Genomic DNA, 20,883 nt, shown 5'->3' on the forward strand with positions numbered 1-20,883 from the left:
TTATAAATGCAATTAGAGGGTCTTGAGCAGATTGGAGAACGCATCTTGTAAACGTTGAAGTTTTGGCATTTGCAACTGTTCCAGCTTTTCGGCCAGTTCATTGATGCTCATGGCCTGAAACAAATAATTATTTTCGGCCAAAGGCGACTCATTAAATAACCAGCACATCAGGCCAGTGTGCGGATCGACATAAAAATCGCCATGAAAAGCCTGCATCATGTGCTCAAGTGCCAGTAAGCGTTCTGGTGTTAAGAATTTCACAAACTCAAATTCACTGATACCGCTTTGCTGATATTTCTGGTTAAAACGGATATCACTGGACTGCCATTCGATACCAAGATGACAATGGCTTTTATGTGCCGCTGAAATACTCACGCCTTTATAGGGAAAATTCTCCATCAGCACACCCCACAAATCACAATGAGTCGTTTCCCAAACCTCTCTTCCCTGATCATCGGTTGTTTTGGTTATATAGGTGTAGTGATATTTAATCACTGAATAATCATAGGCTTTCTGTTTAATGGCGATTTGCCCAGTAAGCAAGGTTGTAACAGTATTGTCTTTATCACCGAGTTGAAATAAGGGATGATCCTGTAATGCATGGGTTAATGGCGTATTTTCATGATCAAACCGAACCTGATAGGTCTGTTCCAGCAGATAAAGCCTGAGTTCCTGTTTTAAGTTTTCCAGTTCAATGGTCGGAATGCGATAGCGCAGGCCAAGAGCAAACAAAGCAACACAAACAATCAGGTAGTAGCCTGAGAACAAAAGGCCAGCCAATAAAAAAATCAGGCTCAGTGTGGTCAGCGCCCAGTTCAGGTAATTCTTGATATACAGGTTTTGCTCGCCTTGCCAGTATTTTAAGCGATGAATAAGCGTGTCGGGTGTGGGCTGTTCCTCAAGCAATTGGCGAATGGCCTTAATATTTTCTAAGGTCACCTGATTATGCATGAATTGATTTTGAAAGGTTTTTTGAATTTTTTGAAAGATAAATGGCATGGTTTTTTTAAATCATTATTCTAAAAAATAGGCTAAACCTGAATTTAGCCTATTGATTGTTTTAAGCGTCGAGCTTATCAATCAGCATCGCATCGCCATAACTAAAGAAACGATAACGTTGTTGCACCGCATGTTTATAAGCGGCCAAAATATTGTCGCGATTCGACAACGCTGAAACCAGCATCAGCAAGGTCGATTCTGGTAAATGGAAGTTGGTAATCAAACGGTCCACGATACAAAACTGATAACCCGGATAGATAAAGATTTGGGTATCACCAGTCCATGCTGCAATTTTGCCTTGATTGGCCTGTGCTGCACTTTCCAGCGCGCGGGTCGCCGTAGTGCCTACCGCAATCACTTTATTACCGCGTGCTTTGGTTGCCAGAATCAGGTCAATGGTGGCTTGCGGGACATTACACCATTCACTGTGCATAATGTGATTGGTAATGTCTGTAGTACGCACAGGCATAAACGTTCCTGCACCGACATGTAAGGTCACAAAGGTTTTTTGTACGCCTTTAGCGGCTAATTTTTCTAACAGGTCTTGATCAAAATGCAGACTGGCTGTGGGCGCAGCAACGCTGGCAATTTTTTCAGGATCATGGAACACAGTTTGATAACGTTCAGTATCAATCTCTTCGGCTTCACGATTGAAATAAGGTGGAATCGGCAGTTGGCCGTATTGATCCAGTACCGACAAGATCGGTTGTGAAAACTTCACCACAAACAGGTTTTCATGACGGCCTTGTACAGTGACTGGAACCGCATCTTCACCGATATACAGTTCTGCGCCTGCTTTGGGTGAGTTACTTGATTTGATATGGCAATGCGCAGTGTGGGTATCCAACATACGTTCAACCAGCACTTCGATTGCGCCGCCTGTGGCACGTTTGCCCTTTAAGCGTGCTTTCATGACTTTGGTGTCATTCAGTACCAGTAAATCGCCCTCTTCGAGTAGATCGAGAATATCGGTAAAGGCATGGTCGTGATATTGACCTTGCGCATCGATATGCAGCAGGCGAGATGCGCTACGACTGTCTAGCGGGTAGCGAGCAATAAGTTCATCGGGGAGATCAAACGAAAAGTCGGAGAGTTGCATACATCTAAAACATTGCAAAAATTGGGCGTAGTATAGTCGTTTTTGCGTTTTCTCGCTGAGTTCGCGTGTTTATTGATAGAAAAATATCTGAGTGATTTAAAAGTGAGCAATAAGCGTGAGTTAGTGTTTGACAATAAAATCAAACAGGTTATTATACGCAACACAAAGCATCGCACTCTTCCCGAGGTGGTGAAATTGGTAGACGCGGCGGACTCAAAATCCGCTGTCAGAGATGACGTGTCGGTTCGAGTCCGACCCTCGGGACCAAGATTCAAAGACCCCAAGCTGGTATTAAAGGCTTGGGGTTTTTTAATGGGGAAATATATAATTATAAATAGATTACTAAAAATTTTTAAAATTATGACTAACTAACTATTTTGATTCTTCAGATAAATCATGATTAATATTCTTGTTCTTTAGCTAAAAGATTTTTCGTAAAGAAGCCCATCATGGGTTTTCTCATCTTGTGTGGAGATGCTTTCGGGATTCGTACGTCTGCCATAGGTCTGACTATGATTTAGAAAATACAATTATATTTTTTGAAAGCAAGCGTTTTTTGGTTTTGGCTTTCTTTTATATTTCTAGTTGTTATTTTATTTATAGATAGTAGTAAATGTCTTTTTGACCTTTTGTATCGGGTCAAAATGAACCATATCATCATGTCATTTTGAGCTTATTCATAGTGTCAAACTTTGTTAAGTTGTGTAAAATTCATAGTAATAAATAGATATAGATACTATGGATATGTTTGAAGAGCTAGAAGAGTCAAAAGAAGTTATAGAGAGATATTTAGAGAAAATTGATAACTATATTTTGTTTTTACAAGATAAAAAATCTGCCTACACCTATATCGAGGTAGTTGATAAGATAAAAAAAGAGTTCGTCCTTTTTTTATCTAATATTAAAAATATTTCAGATAATTTTATGCAAGAAATATCAATTAGATACTATGAAACTGATGAGAGAATGAGAATAGATCATATTTCAAATGGAATCGATGAGTTTGATTTAGATGAAATTAAAAAATTTAATTATGAATTGAAAGATAAGTTACGGATGATTAGGCTGCACAGCATTATTGATCCATTTTATGAAGACGATATTCAATTCTATAAAGAGTTAACTGATTACTCTGATCAAATTAATAAACTAAGATTGAGTTTTTTAAAGTTTTATAGAGATACTAAAAATAAATATAAACCTCAAAATTTAGTTTTAAAAAGATTGGAGAAAGATTTCTATAATTTTACTAGTGATAAGATGAATGAAATTGATATGCGATTTAATTCATTTGAAAACAATGTTAAATCTGTTGCCTCTAAATACAATATTGCTGGGGAAGATTTAAAAAATCTGAATAAGTCATACTTGGATGTTAGTGAAAAAGTTAAAGGTGTATATAGTCAGCTTACTGAAATTAATTCAAATATTTTTAACTTAAATGAAGAACTCAATAAAAAAATTAGTGAGTTTGATGCAGAGTTGAAGGTTAGAGCTGATCGTGTTGAAAAGAAAATTCATGATAATACAATTTCTGTATTGAAAGATTTTACTAAGGAGCTAGATGAAACGGAAGCACTAATAACTCAAGAAGTGAATTCAGTCAAGAAAACTTCAAGAAGTTTCAAAGACTTTATTAGTGATGAGACAGCAATCAAGTTAACAGATGACTATAAAAGTAAAGCTAACTTTGAAATGTACTCATACTATTTTTTTAATATTTTGAGTTTCGGAATTATAGGCTTTGCAATTTATTTCTCATATTCAAGTTTAAGCGATTTTGCTACCAAACATACAGGCGACTATAAAGCCCTTGATTTAGCTTATCTTGGAATAAGACTTATTTTTTCAATTCTAATTTTTTCTACAATAGCGTTTACATCAAGATTAGCATCGAAAAGTTATATATATTGGAAAAAGAATGAAGGTGTTTTTTTACGCTTGACTGCTCTTAAATCTTTTATTGCAGATATGTCAGAAGCTAAGAAAGAAGAAATACATGAAAAACTGGTTGATGTTTACTTCGGTAAGGATGAACAAGAACAAAATTTAAATCAAAAAATGAATGATTTACCAAATAATATTACGCAGCTATTAGGTAAGGTTGTTGAACAGACCACTGTTGTTTTAGATGCTTCTAAGCCCAAGAAAGATGCTGAACCTCCAGCTAATGGAGGAGGATAGTATCCTTTATTATCATAAGCCCAATATTTTATTGGGCTTTTTTTATGCGTTGAATTATGTCGCCTAACTTAACTTAGTTGTTTAAATAGGTTTGTTAAAATGTTATAAATCCCCTATAAATTTTAAGAATTTTAATGAATTTTCGGGGTGGTTATGAGTATTCAACACATTATTATTCATGAGGTACGTCGTGCTAAAGCGTCTATAGAAGATGCAGAAGATATGATTATCTCTAAAATTAAAGATGAGGAAAATGATGTATCTAAACTGGATACAGATTTAGCCATCGGATTGGTTAAATTATTTGCAAAAGCAAGTCTCTATGTTGGTGAATTTGCTGTTAATGAAGATACAGAAGCTCAACCTGCTTTTGAACAAAAGTTAAATGCATTTTATAACGGTACTTCAGAATGTTCAGATTTTGTAGAGATGACAAATCAACTCGCTCAACATTTTGAAGCTATTTTAAGAAAAGATAAAAGAATTAATGGCGGATATCTTGTTTTTTTTGAGTATGAATCCACAGCTCAAACTAGGTTAGCTGTAGCCGTTATTAACAAAACAAAAGGAACAGATGTAGATAACGAATTAAATTTTGTTGTTCGTGAAATTCTAGATTTAGATAAGTTACATCTAGGGGCAACAATTAATATTCATGAATGGATTGATGGTTTTTCATGTAGATATATTAGATTTAAGAAAGGACATGCAGATGAGGTTCGAGACTATTTTGAAAAATTCATTGGTTGTACTGTAGATGCAAATGCAGCTAAAGAAGAAACACATCAGCTAAAAGCAGCTATTGAAGAATTCGTCTTAAATGAACTAAAACAAACTCAGGAGCATGTTGATGCGAAATTAATTGAAACTCATAGCTATGTAACTGAATGTCTGAAAAATAATGAAGATGTTTTGCTTGAGAATGTTGCAAAAAGGGTATTTCCTGAGAAAAGTGAAGAATTTTTCACCTACGCAAGTAATAAGCATAATCTGTCTGACAATATTTCCATCAGTAGGGGAGTGCTTAATAATTTTAAAAAAGTGAGTAGTCGAAATAAAGATTTGTCTTTAAGTATCGCTCGCCATCTTATAGGCAAAAGTATTTTTCGTAAAAATGGTAAACTCGAAATTGAAGAAAGTTTATTGACGAAAGAGTTTTTGGAAGATGTTGAGAAGGCAACACAAAGTCTTAATCAAGCAGATAAAAAATGACCATTAGTCCTGTGCAAATCTATCGTGAATTTCTACTGTCTCTAAGAGATAGGGATGACTCTCACGATAAATTTGTAGGTTGGTTAGCCCTTGACTTTGATTCAATAATGAAGTTGAAAGGTCTAGCTGATATAGAATTAGCAAACTCAAGTTTAGGGGTAAAAAAAGCAGGTTCTGAAAATTCTACCAATGTAGATATAGATAGAATAATTCAAAGCTATGAAGATAGGTTTTCTGAAGATGGAATATTATTTCGAATTGAATTAGAAAAAACCAATAATAACAGAGGGGATAGTTTTTTAATTTGTTCAGATTGGAATGAACTTTTAAGTTTTGAACACTATGTGGAATTTCCAGTTGCTGAAATTTTGTTCACCAAAACTAATATTTACTATAATATAGATTCAAAGGATCCTAAATATAAAAATTACTTAAAAGTAGGTAAGGTTTATAAATTTATTCAATATCTGAGTGAGCAAACTAAAAGCGATCAGGGAACCATTTTTTTTAATCGTTCTTATAAGTTTAGATTTAAATTAACTGAGAATTGTTTAGAAAGCTCTATAGATAGTGAGTCCTTAGAGTTGTTGATGAAAAAAGACATGCATCGTGAAGCAATAATTCATTTAATGAGTAAAGAAGTTACTAATTTTATTAAAGATCAAGATGAAAATAATAGATTTATTTACATTATTCAGAATTTAAATCCTTTGATTCATAATATTAATCATAGCTATCAAAGTTATGTTGATAACTATAGTTTTGATAAAGTTCGTAAAGAGTATTTGGAAAAGAGAACAGAATATATAAAAAAAATGAATGAGGCATTTGATTCTGTAGCAACAAAAATGTTGGCAATACCTGCAGGTATATGGTTTGCTATGGCTCAAATACAAGAAGTTGATCCTGTTAAAAACCTTAGTGCTACTAAAAATTTAGTTGTGCTTATTACAATAGCTTTAATGGTTTTACTTTTGATAATTAATATTTTAGGGCAAAGAAATACTTTAAATTCAATGATTAAAGAATATACAAGTGTGTTTTTAAATTTATCATCTAAGTTTGAAGATGAGTCACCAACAATATTATCTGTAAAAGAAGAGTTGGATAGTACGGCTGTATCAGTAAAATTAAAAATGTATTTTTCAATATTTTCAGCAATCACCTTGTTCTTAATCACTTTCTTTTTGTTTATGCAAAGCAATTACAGTTTTAGTTTTAATAAAATTATAAATTTTTTATAAATTGAGGAATTAAATGGTCGATTTTATATTGAAATTACTACCAATATTCGCAGCATTAGGTCCTTTACTAGTTTGGATTGATAAATCCACAAGGTTCGCACATAAGCGTAAACTTTATGCAAAACGTATTGAGGAAATCAAAGCATATACTAATAAATATTATCAAAAAGAAGCACCAGAGATTGAAAAAGATTGTGCCGCACAGCTTTTAGTGGGTTCTGAGAAAGTTGGGCATCACGAAGTTGATTATGTTATTGAAAATTATCCTCAACGTTTTTTCTCAACTATTGAAGATGTGATAACTGCTCGAAAATTTATAGAGGTTAAGATAGAGGCTGAAAAGCCAGTTTTGGTGACAAAATATACTAAAAAACAATTAATAAAGATTAATGGTTTTTTTGCAGTTATATATTTTTTAACGTTAGGAATTCTTTATATAAATGATATTTTAGTTATGTTTTTGAAATGGTTGCCTGTAGTGGATCCTATTCAAGTTAGTGCAACTACCTATTTTTTAGGATTCATATTCTCATTGGCGTTATTCTTAATGTGTATCAGTATTGCATGGTTATATTTTTGGAGTGCAGACTCAACCTTACGTATATATGATAAGTTAAAACTTAAATATATACCTGAAGAATAATATTTACTTCAAGCTCAAGCCACCTGTGGTTTAAAGCCATCAAGATTCATCGGTGTCTCAGTCGAAATCGAAGGAATGCCGAAAGCGTTGGTAATACTGTTAGTTGCTTTGCAGGTAGCAGGTTGGGAACTTATAAAGTTAAAATTCAATGAAATTTCACGTTTTGTTGCGAATTGATTAAATCAACAATTGCCTTTTCTGTTAAAGTTTGTTAATACTAAGTGATAGTTTTCACATTTTTTCTATAAAACGTAAAGAACCGTATAACGAAAATATTCGAGAGGCGGGAATGGCGATTCAATTATTAGAACTACAGCAAGCCGAGAAGCTAAGCGCTTGTAAAATCTCTCTTTCTTTGGGGCTAAACTCAGAGCAGAACCTGCTTGAGCAATTTTTACAGTTTAACCGTAAACTGATGCAAGCCAGTACGGCTTTGCTGGCTTTTCATCAGGAACCTTACCTGTGGCATCGTTGTCCTGAAAAATTACAAGCAATAGATACCTCCAAAATTAGCAAAAGCCTAAATACACTTTTCGTCAATGGCGATCTGGTCGACTGTGATCATCCACAATATCAGACCCTATTGGCATTTTTACATCCGATTAAAAAGAAAGTCCAGTCAGCAATTGCCTTGCATCTCAGGCATCCGGACCAAACCTCACTGGGTTATATCATTCTGTTTGATGAAGCGGCACAAGGCTTTAGTGAATTACAAAAACAATTGCTACAAGAGCATTGCATCAACTTCATGCAACAGCTGGAACTGAAATTTAACCACGATGAACTTAAAGAATTATACGAACAAGAAGCTGCACTGAATTTTAGTAAAACCAAATTCTTTTCCATTATTTCCCATGACCTGCGTGCACCATTTCATGGTTTGCTCGGTTTTGCGGAAATATTGGCCAAAGAGCGTGATACCCTGGACGAGTCGAGCATCCAGAATATTGCCGATTATCTTTATGATACTTCACAGTCGACCTATAACCTGTTGGAAAGCTTACTGAATTGGGCAATGGCAGAGGGTGGGCGCTTTGTCTACCATCCGATTAACTTCAAGTTGCGCCAGATCACCAATATTGTGACCGATATCCTGAAAACTTTGGCAATCAAGAAGAATATTGAACTGATTAATGAAGTCGATGAAAACCTGAAAGTCTATGCCGATATGAACATGATCACCTCGGTGATTCAGAATCTGGTGTCCAATGCCTTGAAATTTACCGATGTGGATGGCTCAGGCAAAGTTTACATTCAGGCACAACATAAAGGTACCTATGTTGAGGTGTATGTCAAAGATACGGGGTTGGGTATGACCCCGGAACAAATCAAGAATTTATTCCAGCCGCGCATTACCATGAGCTATAAAGGCACCGCAGGAGAGAAAGGTGCCGGACTGGGTTTAAGCCTGTGCAAACGCTTTGTGGAAATGAATCTGGGGGAAATCAATGTGACTTCCAATGAAGGGGAAGGCACGGTATTTACGGTACTGCTCCCGATAGAGCGTGAGCAGGTTGATTTGTGTACAACTCAAGCGAAAACCAAAGCAAAATTAGTCTAAAGTGATTTTAAAGATAAGCTTGTAACTGATATAACTAACCAAGATGAGATGACATCAGTCGAGCCTTTTGATATGAATGCGCAACAACTACAAAAAACCTTGGTCGCAAGCCAATATGCTGAACAGGTTTTAAATTTATACCAAGCAGAATTAGAACAAGACTATCACCAAGATCAATTCCTTGAGTCATTATCGACTGAAACCATCTATCAAAAAGTTCAACAGGCTGTGGCTGAGATCAGCAATGAACAAGCCTGGATGAAAGCCTTGCGTGTGCTGCGTGCCAAGTTGATGTTCCGCTGGATCTGGCAGGATGCCAATCAATTGACCAATGTGATCACGCTAACCCGTGAACTGTCTGATTTTGCCGATGCCAGTATCTGTGCTGCCAAAGCTTTTGCCTTACCGCCTTTATTGGCCAAACATGGTGAACCGATCGGTTATTCAGGCCAGTTGCAGGATTTGATTGTCATCGGAATGGGCAAGCTGGGTGCACAAGAACTGAATCTGTCCAGTGATATTGACCTGATTTTTGCCTTTGATGAACAGGGCGAAAGCAATGGACGTAAATGTATTGATGTGCAGCAGTTCTGCATTTTGTGGGGACAGAAACTGATTTATCTACTCGATCACATTACTGCTGACGGTTTTGTGTTCCGCGTCGATATGCGCTTGCGTCCGTGGGGCGATGGTTCGGCTCTGGCCATCAGTCATAGTGGACTGGAAAAATATCTGAGCCAGCATGGGCGTGAATGGGAACGCTATGCCTGGATTAAGGCACGCGTAATTACGGGTGGCAAAGCGGGTGCAGAGTTACTGGACATGTCGCGTCCATTCGTATTCCGTCGTTATGTTGATTATTCTGCTTTCGCTGCTATGCGTGAAATGAAAGCCATGATCGAACGTGAAGTCATGCGCCGTAATATCGAAGAAGATATTAAGCTCGGTGCAGGCGGGATTCGTGAAATCGAATTTATTGTGCAGGTGTTCCAGCTCATCTACGGTGGATCGAAGCGTGAACTGCAAGATCGTCAGTGTCTGGTCAATTTACATCATTTAGGTGAAGCGGAGTTACTGGATCAACAAGCGGTGATTGATCTGGAAGATGCCTATCTGTTTTTAAGACGGGTGGAACATGCGATTCAGGCCTTGAATGATCAGCAGACTCAATCCTTGCCTACCGAGCCCGAACTGAGACAGCGGATGCTGGACACCTTGGGCTTTAGCGATTGGACAGCATTTCTTGAGGTGTTAAACCAGAAGCGCGACAAAGTCAAAGTCCAGTTTAAGCAATTAATTCAGGAAAAAGAGTTTGCTGAGCCGGTGGATGATTTTGTCCAGCTTGAACAAAAACTCAATGCGGTACTGGATGACAATGCCAGAAACCTGATCCAGAACTTTTGGCATGGTCAGGCCCTGCGTAAAATTCCTGCCAGTGCTTTGGAACGGTTAAAGAAATTCTGGCCGCATTTGATTGAAGCGATTTTACAGTCGGATCAGCCGCAAGTGGCTTTGTTACGCTTGATGCCATTGGTCGAGTCGGTACTGCGCCGTACCGTATATCTGGTGATGTTAATGGAAAGCCGCGGTGCCTTGCAGCGACTGGTGAAAATGTCGACCGTCAGCCCATGGATTTGTGAAGAACTGGCGCAGTATCCAGTCTTACTCGATGAATTCCTGTCGATGGATTTTGGTCTGCCACAGCGTCAGGATCTGGAAGATTCTTTACGTCAGCAATTACTGCGGATTGAGATTGACCAAGTTGAAGACCAGATGCGGGTATTGCGCTTATTTAAAAAGAGCAATGTCCTGACCGTCGCTGCCAGTGATGTGCTGGCAGAAAGTCCGTTGATGAAAGTATCGGATGCATTGACCGATATTGCTGAGGTGAGTGTACAGGCAACCTTACGTTTGGCCTATGAAGCTGTCGCAGCACGGCATGGTTATCCTTTGGGGAATGACGGGCAACGTTGTAGTCTGGATCGTAAAGGCTTTGCGGTGATTGCGTATGGAAAATTAGGCGGCATCGAGCTGGGTTATGGTTCAGATCTGGATCTGGTGTTTATTCATGCGCTTGAAGAGCAAGGTGAAACCGATGGCCGTAAGGGCATTAGTGGAGCGGAATTTGCCATTCGGGTAGCACAGAAGTTTATGTCGTTGATGACCACGCAAACTCTGGATGGACGTGTTTATGAAATTGATACCCGTCTTCGACCTTCGGGTGAAGCCGGCATGCTGGTGACCAGTTTAAAAGCCTATGAACAATATCAGCAGAAAAATGCATGGTTATGGGAACATCAGGCTTTAGTCCGTGCCCGTTCGATTGCGGGCGATCAAAGTTTATGCCAGCAATTTGAGCAGATCCGCTGCCAAATCCTGACGCAAGTTCGTGATGAAAATGTAGTGCGTGAAGAAGTGTTAAAAATGCGTCAGAAGATGAAAGATCATTTGGGATCATCTTCTGAACAAAAAAAACATGGTATTTTTCATTTAAAACAGGACTCAGGTGGTATCGTTGATATCGAATTTATGGCACAGTATGTTGTGCTTGCATGGAGTGGGACGAATACAGATCTCGCCCATTTTTCCGATAATGTAAGAATTCTAGAAGATGCTGCTAAAGCAGGCTGCTTATCCAGTGAAGATGCCACAGCATTAATACACGCTTATCTCCGTGAACGAACTGAGAGCCACCGTCTAGCGCTTGCAAATCAATCTATGCAAGTCAATGCTGCGGATTGGCGCGATACCCGGGAGATCGTTTGCAAGTTATGGCAAAGATTAATTGATCCAACTGCGCAAGCATTGGAAAGTGAATAATTGTGTAAAAAAGAAAATGGAGTATGTGCGATGAGTTTGGCTGATCGTGATGGTTTTATTTGGCAAGATGGAAAATTGGTTGATTGGCGTGATGCAAAAATTCACGTCCTGACTCATACACTACACTACAGCATGGGTGTCTTCGAAGGCGTCAGAGCTTATGAAACACCGAATGGTACCGCAATCTTCCGTTTGCAAGATCACACTAAGCGCTTATTAAATTCAGCAAAAATTTATCAAATGAATGTTCCATTTGATCAAGCGACATTAGAACAGGCACAAATCGATGTTGTGCGTGAAAATAAACTGGCGTCTTGCTATTTACGTCCATTGATCTGGATTGGTTCTGAAAAGCTTGGCATTGCAGCGACAGAAAATACTATTCATGCCGCAGTCGCAGCATGGGGCTGGGGTGCATACCTCGGTGAAGAAGCCATGGCACGCGGTATTCGTGTAAAAACCTCTTCATTCACGCACCATCATCCGAACGTGACCATGTGTAAAGCAAAAGCATGTGGTAACTATACGGTATCAATTCTGGCACATCAGGAAGTGGCACGCTCGGGTTATGACGAAGCCATGTTGCTTGATCCACAAGGCTTTGTTTGCCAAGGTGCAGGCGAGAACGTCTTCCTGATCAAGGATGGTGTGTTACATACCCCTGACCTGGCGGGTGGTGCACTGGAAGGGATTACCCGTCAAACCGTGATTACCATTGCTAAAGATCTAGGCTATGAAGTGGTTGAGCGCCGTATCACCCGTGATGAATTCTATATTGCAGATGAAGCATTCTTTACCGGTACTGCGGCTGAAGTGACGCCAATCCGTGAGTATGATGACCGTGAAATCGGTTGTGGTTCACGTGGTCCGATCACCACTGAAATCCAGAAGACGTTCTTTGATGCGGTTCAAGGCCGTAATGAGAAATATGCCCACTGGTTAACTTATATCAAATAAGTTCAAAGCAGTGCAAAGGCGGAGCTTCGGCTTCGCTTTTTTATTGACGAATTAATAGTAAAAAAATGCCTAGGCTGTATGCTAAGATGGCACTATATTCAGTGCATATGTCTGAACGTTTTTAAGTTTTATCATAAAGCGGGACAGCATATCTCAAGCAATTAAGGTTATCAGATGGTAGATATTCAACAAGATTCGGCAACTCCTGAAGACAATGTCATTTTGTGTATGAAATGGGGAACCAAATATGGTGCCGAGTACGTTAACCGTCTCTATAACATGGTCAAACGTCATCTGACGTTGCCATTTAAAATGGTCTGCCTGACGGACCGTACCGAAGGCATTGACCCTGCTATTCAATGTTTCCCGATTCCATCGCTGGATCTGCCGGCAGGCAGTCCTGAACGCGGCTGGAACAAGCTTTCGACCTTTGAGCCGGATTTGTATGGCCTAAAAGGCAATGCGTTGTTTATCGATCTGGACGTGGTCATTGTCGATAATATTGATTGCTTCTTTCAAGCCGAAGGTGAGTTTCTGGTGATTCATGACTGGAAACGTCCGTGGCGGATTACTGGCAACAGCTCGGTTTATCGTTTTAAACTGGGTGCTTTCCCTGACGTTCTGCCATATTTCCGCGAGCACTTCGATGAAATTCGCGAGAAGTTTCGTAACGAGCAGGAATATCTGTCTTGGTTTATGCACAAAGAAGGCAAGCTCAGCTATTGGAATAAAGACTGGTGCAAGAGTTATAAATACCATTGCTTAAGAAAAGTTCCTTTTGCTTACTTCCAGCCACCAGTAAAGCCGAAAGGCGCAAAAATTATTATTTTCCATGGTGAGATCAATCCACCTGACGCGATCAGCGGTGGTGGCGGTAAATGGTATCGCTATGTGTTGCCATCCGACTGGATCAAAGAGTCTTGGCAATAAGCCAAGTAGGTGTCATTTCGCAAGGTAGAGATGACAAGCATAAAAAAATCAGGCGTTCTGCCTGATTTTTTTGTATTTAGGGATTTAGATATTGTGATACTGGCGATACCAGTCCACAAAGTTTTTCACGCCATCCACAACCGAGGTGGCTGGTTTGTAGTTAACATAGTTTTCCAGTGCCGAACTATCGGCAAAGGTATCTGGTACATCACCTGGCTGTAATGGAAGCAGTTCTAAAATCGCTTCTTTACCAGCAGCTTGTTCAATGGCCTGAATATATTCAATCAGCTTCACGGTACGATTGTTGCCAATATTAAAGATTCTAAACGGGGCATTGCTGGTCGCAGGATTCGGATGGTTGCTGTCCCAGTTTTCATCCGGTGTCGCGATCTTGTCGCTGGTGCGGATAATGCCTTCCACAATATCATCGATATAGGTGAAATCACGGGTATGGTTGCCATGATTAAACACTGGAATCGGTTTGCCTTCAAAAATATGCTTGGTGAACTTGAATAAGGCCATATCCGGGCGTGTCCACGGTCCATAGACGGTAAAGAAACGTAGGCCTGTGGTCGGGAGTTTAAATAAATGGCTATAGCTATGCGCCATCAGCTCATTGGCACGCTTGGTTGCTGCATAGAATTGTAGCGGATGGTCAACGCCGTGCTGTTCGCTAAAGGGCATGGTGGTGTTGGCGCCATAGACACTGCTGGTACTGGCATAGGTCAGGTGAGGCGTTGCTGCGTAGCGACATGCTTCCAAGATATTGGTAAAGGCAATCAGGTTGCTTTCCACATAACTATGCGGATTTTCCAGCGAATAACGCACACCGGCCTGTGCCGCCAAATGAATCACACGGTCAAAAGCATGTTCTTTAAAACACTGATCCACCGCTGCTTTATTGGCAAGGTTTTCCCTGATCAGGGTAAAACTGCCTGTATCGTTGCGTTCAGCCAGTAACTGTAATTGCTGGGCACGTGCCTCTTTCAGGGATGGATCATAATAATTATTAAAATTATCAAAACCGACTACATCATCACCGCGTTCAAGCAGTTTTTGTGCAACACTAAAGCCGATGAATCCAGCAGCGCCTGTGACTAGAACTTTCATTCATCGCCTCCAAAAATATCTCGGGTATAAACTTTATCTTGTACGTCTAGTAAGTCATTCGACAGGCGATTGGCAATAATCACATCACATGATTGCTTGAATTCGTTTAGATCCTGGGTAACTTTCGATTTAAAGAAGCTATCTTCATGAAAGGTCGGTTCATAAATGATGATTTCAATGCCTTTGGCTTTCAGGCGTTTCATCACCCCTTGAATCGCCGAGGCACGGTAATTGTCCGAACCGCTTTTCATCACCAGACGATAAATACCGACCGTACTCGGGTTTCTGGCGATAATCGAATCGGCAATAAAGTCTTTACGGGTACGGTTGGCATCGACAATCGCCTTGATCAGGTTGCTTGGCACATTGTTATAGTTGGCCAATAACTGTTTGGTGTCCTTTGGCAGGCAATAGCCGCCGTAGCCAAACGAGGGATTGTTATAATGACTGCCAATACGCGGATCAAGACACACGCCTTCAATCACCTGCTTGCTGTCCAGTCCGAAGCTTTGTGCATAAGTGTCCAGTTCATTGAAGAAGGCCACCCGCATCGCCAGATAGGTATTGGCAAACAGCTTAATTGCTTCAGCTTCAGTTGAATGGGTCAGCAATACTGGAATATCCTGCTTGAGTGCACCCTCTACCAGTAAATCTGCAAATTGCTGGGCACGTTCAGACTGCTCTCCCACAATGATGCGGGATGGGTAGAGGTTGTCGTGCAAGGCTTTGCCTTCACGTAAAAATTCAGGCGAAAAAATAATGTTTTCGGTCTGGTATTTCTGTTTAACTTGCTCGGTGAAACCCACAGGAACCGTTGACTTGACGATCATGGTCGCGTTTGGGTTAATGGCCAGTACATCCTGAATCACACTCTCAACACTTTGGGTATTAAAGTAATTGGTCTGTGGGTCGTAATCGGTGGGCGTGGCAATAATAATGAAATCAGCATTTTGAAAAGCCTGTTGCTGATCTGTGGTCGCTGTAAAATTCAGTTGTTTTTCTTTTAAGAACAGGGAAATATCATGATCTTGAATCGGTGATACCTTGTTGTTCAGTAAATCTACTTTACTTTGTAGGATATCAAGGGCAACGGTTTCATGGTGTTGTGCAAATAGCATTGCATTTGACAACCCGACATACCCAGTTCCAGCAATCGCTATTTTCATAAGTACCTAACAGATTCGACATACATGATGGACGGTTAATAGGATAACCACAGTGAACCGAGTTTTAAATCCCATTCTACCGGTGTAATGACCATTCGTCCTGCATTTGGGGTGAGCGTAATTTCACTGAAGTAAACGTGATCCTGAGATAATAAGAAATCTACTCGACTATAACCATACGCAAAACAGAGTTTTTCTGACAATTCAATAATTTTTTCCAACTGTTGAGGTTTGGCTAAAGCATCGGGTGAGTTATCTTTCAGATCGACACGAAAGGGCTGTAAGTTCCATTCAGTATCATACATGTTTGAATAGTCATTACCTTGGGTATCTTGTACATCAATTTCCAGATATTCTGGACGGCCTTCAAAGCAGTGTACCCGACAGGTGGTAATGGTGGATTTGCTGACAGGATCAACATAGAGTTCTACATATTGTTCAATCAGAATTTTGGGGCAAATGTCTTTGTAGTGCCACTCACGTTTTCTGAAATACATGTTCTTTTTCATGTGATCTTTGATTTTAGCCTTGGCCGTGGTGACATCAAGTTTGCTTTTATCACGGCAAATCTTGGCACTGCCACTGTCATGCGTACATTTCAGCACAAACTGATTCGGTAGCTGCTCAAAATCGATTTCATCAGCACAGGCATAGACGCCAAGCAGAGGAACCAAATAGTCATTTCCTACTTTTGCTGAAATTAAATCTCTGACGGCACATTTATCCGCCAGCTTGGTCAGTAACGGACTTCTTTCATAGATCATGCGCGCCGTGACTTTTTCATTAAAGCTTTTGGGTGCGCCAAAGTCAGGCGCATAGCCCAACTTACACATAAAACGTTTAGTGAGATACTTTTTATCTGAAACAAATTTAGTTCTAATTACTTTGGCTTGATATTCAAAATAGTCATAGTTAATCATTTTAAAAAAAGGTGTAATCCCGAAAAAGTAATCGATAATTATAGTAAATATGCTTAAATTCGTCTAATAAAAATATACAGATTTTCTTTACTATCTTATTCCAAAAGGTTTGATTTTGTTAAGGATTGTGAGATTTAAGCTTGGATTCATAGATAGGGAAAATACGATAAACACATGATGGAACGATACGGTGTAAAACAACAAAATACTCAATAAATATAATATATTGATTTATATGAAATGATTCATCTTTTAGCGTCGAATGCTCTTACCAAAAGAGGCTGACGTTAAACAGATCAGTGGTGTTATCATAGGAGATGAGATTAAACATCTTTAGCCGTATTTTCGTGCTTTCTAATTGTTTAAGAGTGAATTGATGAGTGAAATGATGCAACCGGTTGATGTGGTGATTGCCTGGGTAGATGGTAATGATCCAAAGTTAAAGCAAAAACGCCTACAGTATCAGGGCAAAACACAAGCCTCTGATGCGGTAAGTGATACCCGCTTTGCCAGTAACCATGAAATTTACTATAACGTTGCATCTATTTTAAAGTACGTTCCATTTTGCCGTCATATTTACATTGTGACCGATGCGCAGCAACCGCAATGGATTGATGACTTTGTTACGGACGGCATTTGTGAAGCCGGCAAGATCCGGATTGTGGATCACCGTGAAATTTTTGCCGGTTATGAACAATATTTGCCCACCTTCAACACCCGTTCGATTGAAACCATGCTCTGGAATATCCAGGGTTTATCAGATTACTTTTTCTATTTGAATGACGATTTTTTCTTTAATGCGCCAGCGCAGTTAGAGGATATTATTGTCGACCAGAAAATGGTGATTTATGGTCATTGGCAAAGTAGTTTTGCGCTCAAGGCCAAACTCTGGTACCGCCAATTGTTAAATCAGTATTTTGCCAAGCCGATTCAACCCAAGCATATGATTGCGCAAATGTTGGGAGCAGATATGCTTGGATTTAAAAAGTTTTTCGAAATTCACCATTATCCGCATGCAGTGGACCGTAACATCCTGCAAGACTATTTGCTTGCGCATCCAGAGTTTCTGGAAAAACAGATTCAGTATAAATTCCGCAGTGTCGAGCAGATTAACCCGATTTCATTGATGAATCATTTAAAGATTAAATCTAATCAGGCGATATTAAAACCTGATCTTGAAATTGCTTATTTAAAGAATGAAAGTAGTTTAAATAGCTTCTTGCACAGCCTGAACAATGCGCAGATCAAATATGGCTGCATGCAAAGTCTGGATCAGTTGAGCGATGCTGCAGCACAGCAGATTTATACGGCTTTAAATCAGAAATTGGCGGGCTACTTACCCCACGTTTTATTGGCGCAAACAGCCGAAGGATAAAGAATGAAAGTTGTAACTTATCTGATTAACCTGGATGGTAGTGATCAACGTCTGGCGAGTGCAACCGCGCAGTTGCAGCAACAAGATTGGCCGTTTATTCGTTTTTCTGCCTACGATGGCCGTGGCAAAGCGCTGTCTGAATTTAAACAATATGATGATGCCGAGGCGCAGCGGATTTTAGGTCGTAGCCTGATCAATTCCGAGCTTGGGTGTTATCTGAGCCATTATAGTTGTGTGGAAAAATTCCTTCAGACAGATGCCGATTATCTGGTGGTGCTGGAAGATGATATTCAGGTTTTACCGAACTTTAAAAATAATCTGCAATCACTGCTGAACTATCTGGATCAACATAAAGAGTTAGACTGGTATGTGGTGAATCTGGCGGCGAAAAAGAAGAAGCTTGCCAAAGATATTGTACAGATCGAGCAATATAACTTATGGCATGCCTACTATTTCCCGATCCGTGGTGTGGGGCTGGTCTGGTCGAGAAAAGGTGCTGAGGAGTTTGTCAAACTCGGCAAAGAGATTCATGTGCCTGTCGATATCTTCTTTCAGGGCTGGCTCAGTAAAAATGGCAAAGGACTTGGGGTCTGGCAGCCGTTTGTGAAACCTGCGGGTCTGGATAGTGATATTCTGGGCACAGTTGCAACACAGGGCATTCAGCGTAAGGATCTGGAAAAGCGTGATGCCTCACATGGCTTAAAAAAACAGAAACGTATGTGGCGTGATCGCTTTTACGCATTCAAGCATCTTTATTTTTAATTAATATTGTCCGGTCAAATCACCTGAGTAAAAAGCTGAGGTGATTTGAAGATATGGCTGAGTAACCTGTATGAAAATATTTAAAAAAATATTCTATCTCTTGAAGTTCTATACCTTGTATTCGAACAAGAAGAGAGAGGTGAATCTAGCCATCGACAATGAAGCAGATTTGATCGTGCTTAATCCGACCATTCCTGATGCGGTTATTCCCAAGAAAATCTGGATGTATTGGGAAGGTCCACTGGCCGGATTTGTGGAAAAATGTGTGGAACAGGTCAAAAAGACCAATCCGGATTATGAAGTCCATTTTCTTACGCCAGATACCGTCAAAAACTTCTGTGATATTGATTTTGGTCGTTTTCCCAAGGCAACACCGCAACAAAAGGCCGATCTGCTCCGTTTTGAACTGATTTATCAATATGGCGGAATCTGGTTAGATGCCAGTACCATTGTCTATGAAAGTCTAGACTGGATTCAGGCATTGGTCAAAAAGACTCAGACCCATAGCTTTGCTTATTATCGGGCCAAGAATACGACGATCAAAAACTTTCCTGTTTTAGAAAACTGGTTATTGGCAAGTGCAGCAAAAAATCCATTTTTTAAGTACTGGTTTGATGAGCTGGTTATAGCGATTGAATTAAGCCCGAAAGCTTATCTGCAAAAATTGAAAGAAACAGAACCTAATTATCAGGACTTGTTTCAGCATATTGGTCGTCTGGAGTATCTGGTGGCATATGTGGCTTGTCAGAAGGTGATGCGTCAGCATTTGCCTAGTATGTGCCTCATTAACTGTGATAAAAATGCACTGTATTTTCAGGTGAAACACCAATGGGTCAAAGAGAAAGTACTGATTGATATGGCAATTCATCATCCGCCTGCTGAAATGCCAAAGCTGATCAAGCTTGCAGGTAAGGAAAGAAAAACCCTGAGTCATTATTATGAAAAAGGCATGTACCTAGAAGGTTCATTGCTCGATATCTAAAACAAGAGCGAGCAGGGCTTAAAGCAAGGTTTTGGGGTCAATCTTTTCAAATGCATGTACTGCACTACCTTGAGATAGATTAAACACATGAATTCCTTTTTGATGAAACAATGTTGCAGCGATATCAAAGGCTTGAAATACTTCATTAACATGACGATTTAAAGTCGTCGGTTGTTGATGCTCATGATTTTCATAGAAACGGGGTTGTGTGAAATTGTTCATATCCAGACCCGCAATATAAATTTCTTTATAACTTAGGGTGTAGATCACCTGAAGAGCTACATACGCGACCGTAAAGTAGTCGAAAGTTCCCTTGAAGATATCTTGTGAAAAGCCAAAGCCCTTCTGGATAAAAAAGTCCTGTTCATTTTGATCAACATGTTTGGCACGATCTAAAAAAAATTCAATGACATTATCTGTAATGGTTTCAATGATCTTGATCTGACAGCGGATCTCTTCTATCCGAACTTGTCTGAGAATCATATCTAGACAACGGGGTGTGGTGAAAAAGGTGCAGTCCGTATTCAGGACTTTTAGAACCAAATCAAAGCGACAGTCAACAAAGTTATGGTCAATAATGATGTAGCTGGAAAATGTGATCGACTCAAATGCGATTGCACCGTTGACGCCAATATAGTCTATGTCTGGGCGATGCAGAATTTCGGGATCGAGTTGCTGAATAGAAGGACCTGCCGCCACCAGCATACATTTCTTGTGGTTTATCTGTTGTGGGGCAAGATTATTAGAAACCAGTTGTTTTTTATAATAAATCCGTTCAATGCGATAGTGCTGGTCTCTTGTTACAGTATAAAGTGGCCAGTAACGACGGTTATGTTTTGCTGCTTTAGGAAAGAAAATTTTATAAATTAATTTATAAATACTTCTAGAAATTGAACCTGAGAAGAAGTGAACCATTTAA

Annotated in this window: 17 protein-coding genes and 1 tRNA gene; 12 read left to right on the forward strand and 6 right to left on the reverse strand. The window is 39.6% G+C overall.

The genetic code is table 11. The features are described from left to right. Positions 1 to 12: 12 nt before the first annotated feature. Both MSG93_RS08490 and queA read right to left on the reverse strand, forming a co-directional pair. On the reverse strand, positions 13 to 999 hold the full coding sequence (locus tag MSG93_RS08490; protein ID WP_324621363.1) for a hypothetical protein: 987 nt from the start codon (positions 997 to 999) through the stop codon (positions 13 to 15). A 61-nt stretch (positions 1,000 to 1,060) separates the two neighbouring features. Beyond that, positions 1,061 to 2,098 carry a tRNA preQ1(34) S-adenosylmethionine ribosyltransferase-isomerase QueA gene (gene queA / locus MSG93_RS08495; RefSeq protein WP_324621365.1) on the reverse strand — a complete coding sequence of 346 codons (1,038 nt, stop codon included), beginning with the start codon at positions 2,096 to 2,098 and terminating at the stop codon, positions 1,061 to 1,063. A gap of 180 nt (positions 2,099 to 2,278) precedes the next feature. Here queA and MSG93_RS08500 point away from each other — a divergent pair. The 9 genes from MSG93_RS08500 to MSG93_RS08540 all read left to right on the forward strand — a co-directional run bounded on the left by MSG93_RS08500 (position 2,279) and on the right by MSG93_RS08540 (position 13,649). Continuing rightward, positions 2,279 to 2,365, forward strand: a tRNA-Leu gene (locus tag MSG93_RS08500). Positions 2,366 to 2,836: 471 nt separating this feature from the next. After that, a complete protein-coding gene (locus MSG93_RS08505; RefSeq protein WP_324621366.1) occupies positions 2,837 to 4,282 on the forward strand; it encodes a hypothetical protein in 1,446 nt (481 codons plus the stop codon). A 153-nt stretch (positions 4,283 to 4,435) separates the two neighbouring features. Further along, on the forward strand, positions 4,436 to 5,494 hold the full coding sequence (locus MSG93_RS08510) for a nucleoid-associated protein (RefSeq protein ID WP_324621367.1): 1,059 nt from the start codon (positions 4,436 to 4,438) through the stop codon (positions 5,492 to 5,494). Further along, positions 5,491 to 6,738 carry a hypothetical protein gene (locus MSG93_RS08515; RefSeq protein WP_324621368.1) on the forward strand — a complete coding sequence of 416 codons (1,248 nt, stop codon included), beginning with the start codon at positions 5,491 to 5,493 and terminating at the stop codon, positions 6,736 to 6,738. Before MSG93_RS08510 ends, MSG93_RS08515 begins: the two co-directional genes overlap by 4 nt. Positions 6,739 to 6,751: 13 nt before the next feature. Beyond that, on the forward strand, positions 6,752 to 7,381 hold the full coding sequence (locus MSG93_RS08520) for a hypothetical protein (protein ID WP_324621369.1): 630 nt from the start codon (positions 6,752 to 6,754) through the stop codon (positions 7,379 to 7,381). 289 nt (positions 7,382 to 7,670) lie between these two features. Next, positions 7,671 to 8,942 carry a sensor histidine kinase gene (locus tag MSG93_RS08525; RefSeq protein WP_005226836.1) on the forward strand — a complete coding sequence of 424 codons (1,272 nt, stop codon included), beginning with the start codon at positions 7,671 to 7,673 and terminating at the stop codon, positions 8,940 to 8,942. 48 nt (positions 8,943 to 8,990) lie between these two features. Then, positions 8,991 to 11,762, forward strand: coding sequence for a bifunctional [glutamate--ammonia ligase]-adenylyl-L-tyrosine phosphorylase/[glutamate--ammonia-ligase] adenylyltransferase (glnE, locus tag MSG93_RS08530; RefSeq protein ID WP_324621371.1), 2,772 nt, complete (start codon positions 8,991 to 8,993; stop codon positions 11,760 to 11,762). 30 nt (positions 11,763 to 11,792) lie between these two features. After that, positions 11,793 to 12,719 carry a branched-chain amino acid transaminase gene (locus MSG93_RS08535; RefSeq protein ID WP_004775537.1) on the forward strand — a complete coding sequence of 309 codons (927 nt, stop codon included), beginning with the start codon at positions 11,793 to 11,795 and terminating at the stop codon, positions 12,717 to 12,719. A gap of 174 nt (positions 12,720 to 12,893) precedes the next feature. Beyond that, positions 12,894 to 13,649, forward strand: coding sequence for a glycosyltransferase (locus tag MSG93_RS08540; protein WP_312049901.1), 756 nt, complete (start codon positions 12,894 to 12,896; stop codon positions 13,647 to 13,649). Between the two features lie 84 nt (positions 13,650 to 13,733). Here MSG93_RS08540 and MSG93_RS08545 read toward each other — a convergent pair whose 3' ends face one another. From MSG93_RS08545 to MSG93_RS08555, 3 genes are read right to left on the reverse strand one after another with little or no spacing between them, the layout of a single operon-like run. Further along, on the reverse strand, positions 13,734 to 14,759 hold the full coding sequence (locus tag MSG93_RS08545; RefSeq protein ID WP_202740844.1) for an NAD-dependent epimerase: 1,026 nt from the start codon (positions 14,757 to 14,759) through the stop codon (positions 13,734 to 13,736). Further along, positions 14,756 to 15,925 (reverse strand): nucleotide sugar dehydrogenase, encoded by a 1,170-nt coding sequence (locus tag MSG93_RS08550; RefSeq protein ID WP_202740845.1) that lies wholly within the window; start codon positions 15,923 to 15,925, stop codon positions 14,756 to 14,758. The genes MSG93_RS08545 and MSG93_RS08550 overlap by 4 nt, the downstream gene beginning before the upstream one ends. Positions 15,926 to 15,960: 35 nt before the next feature. Beyond that, entirely contained in the window at positions 15,961 to 16,845 is an 885-nt protein-coding gene (locus tag MSG93_RS08555) for an ATP-grasp fold amidoligase family protein (RefSeq protein WP_150954804.1), read from the reverse strand. 376 nt (positions 16,846 to 17,221) lie between these two features. Here MSG93_RS08555 and MSG93_RS08560 point away from each other — a divergent pair, with 376 nt between their 5' ends. From MSG93_RS08560 to MSG93_RS08570, 3 genes are all read left to right on the forward strand, one after another. Then, the gene (locus MSG93_RS08560) at positions 17,222 to 18,220 is read left to right on the forward strand and encodes a Stealth CR1 domain-containing protein (protein WP_324621375.1); all 999 of its coding nucleotides are present in this window, start codon (positions 17,222 to 17,224) and stop codon (positions 18,218 to 18,220) included. Between the two features lie 3 nt (positions 18,221 to 18,223). Next, the gene (locus tag MSG93_RS08565) at positions 18,224 to 18,982 is read left to right on the forward strand and encodes a glycosyltransferase family 25 protein (protein ID WP_324621377.1); all 759 of its coding nucleotides are present in this window, start codon (positions 18,224 to 18,226) and stop codon (positions 18,980 to 18,982) included. A gap of 70 nt (positions 18,983 to 19,052) precedes the next feature. Beyond that, positions 19,053 to 19,964, forward strand: a complete 912-nt coding sequence (locus MSG93_RS08570) for a glycosyltransferase family 32 protein (protein ID WP_324621378.1) — start codon at positions 19,053 to 19,055, stop codon at positions 19,962 to 19,964. An 18-nt stretch (positions 19,965 to 19,982) separates the two neighbouring features. On the opposite strand, the gene MSG93_RS08575 is transcribed toward MSG93_RS08570, so the two are convergent. Continuing rightward, a complete protein-coding gene (locus MSG93_RS08575) occupies positions 19,983 to 20,879 on the reverse strand; it encodes a lipopolysaccharide biosynthesis protein (RefSeq protein ID WP_324621379.1) in 897 nt (298 codons plus the stop codon). Positions 20,880 to 20,883 lie beyond the last annotated feature (4 nt).

It is taken from the genome of Acinetobacter sp. IK40, assembly GCF_035615075.1.
Lineage (GTDB): Bacteria > Pseudomonadota > Gammaproteobacteria > Pseudomonadales > Moraxellaceae > Acinetobacter > Acinetobacter courvalinii.

Excerpts from the sequence above, each read along its gene's own strand:
- MSG93_RS08540 (WP_312049901.1), top strand. The coding sequence starts at position 12,894 with ATGGTAGATATTCAACAAGATTCGGCAACTCCTGAAGACAATGTCATT.
- glnE (WP_324621371.1), top strand. The coding sequence starts at position 8,991 with ATGACATCAGTCGAGCCTTTTGATATGAATGCGCAACAACTACAAAAA.
- MSG93_RS08505 (WP_324621366.1), top strand. The coding sequence starts at position 2,837 with ATGGATATGTTTGAAGAGCTAGAAGAGTCAAAAGAAGTTATAGAGAGA.
- MSG93_RS08525 (WP_005226836.1), top strand. The coding sequence starts at position 7,671 with ATGGCGATTCAATTATTAGAACTACAGCAAGCCGAGAAGCTAAGCGCT.
- MSG93_RS08555 (WP_150954804.1), bottom strand. The coding sequence starts at position 16,845 with ATGATTAACTATGACTATTTTGAATATCAAGCCAAAGTAATTAGAACT.
- MSG93_RS08535 (WP_004775537.1), top strand. The coding sequence starts at position 11,793 with ATGAGTTTGGCTGATCGTGATGGTTTTATTTGGCAAGATGGAAAATTG.
- MSG93_RS08510 (WP_324621367.1), top strand. The coding sequence starts at position 4,436 with ATGAGTATTCAACACATTATTATTCATGAGGTACGTCGTGCTAAAGCG.
- MSG93_RS08545 (WP_202740844.1), bottom strand. The coding sequence starts at position 14,759 with ATGAAAGTTCTAGTCACAGGCGCTGCTGGATTCATCGGCTTTAGTGTT.
- MSG93_RS08550 (WP_202740845.1), bottom strand. The coding sequence starts at position 15,925 with ATGAAAATAGCGATTGCTGGAACTGGGTATGTCGGGTTGTCAAATGCA.
- MSG93_RS08560 (WP_324621375.1), top strand. The coding sequence starts at position 17,222 with ATGAGTGAAATGATGCAACCGGTTGATGTGGTGATTGCCTGGGTAGAT.
- MSG93_RS08575 (WP_324621379.1), bottom strand. The coding sequence starts at position 20,879 with ATGGTTCACTTCTTCTCAGGTTCAATTTCTAGAAGTATTTATAAATTA.
- MSG93_RS08490 (WP_324621363.1), bottom strand. The coding sequence starts at position 999 with ATGCCATTTATCTTTCAAAAAATTCAAAAAACCTTTCAAAATCAATTC.
- MSG93_RS08565 (WP_324621377.1), top strand. The coding sequence starts at position 18,224 with ATGAAAGTTGTAACTTATCTGATTAACCTGGATGGTAGTGATCAACGT.
- MSG93_RS08520 (WP_324621369.1), top strand. The coding sequence starts at position 6,752 with ATGGTCGATTTTATATTGAAATTACTACCAATATTCGCAGCATTAGGT.
- MSG93_RS08570 (WP_324621378.1), top strand. The coding sequence starts at position 19,053 with ATGAAAATATTTAAAAAAATATTCTATCTCTTGAAGTTCTATACCTTG.
- MSG93_RS08515 (WP_324621368.1), top strand. The coding sequence starts at position 5,491 with ATGACCATTAGTCCTGTGCAAATCTATCGTGAATTTCTACTGTCTCTA.
- queA (WP_324621365.1), bottom strand. The coding sequence starts at position 2,098 with ATGCAACTCTCCGACTTTTCGTTTGATCTCCCCGATGAACTTATTGCT.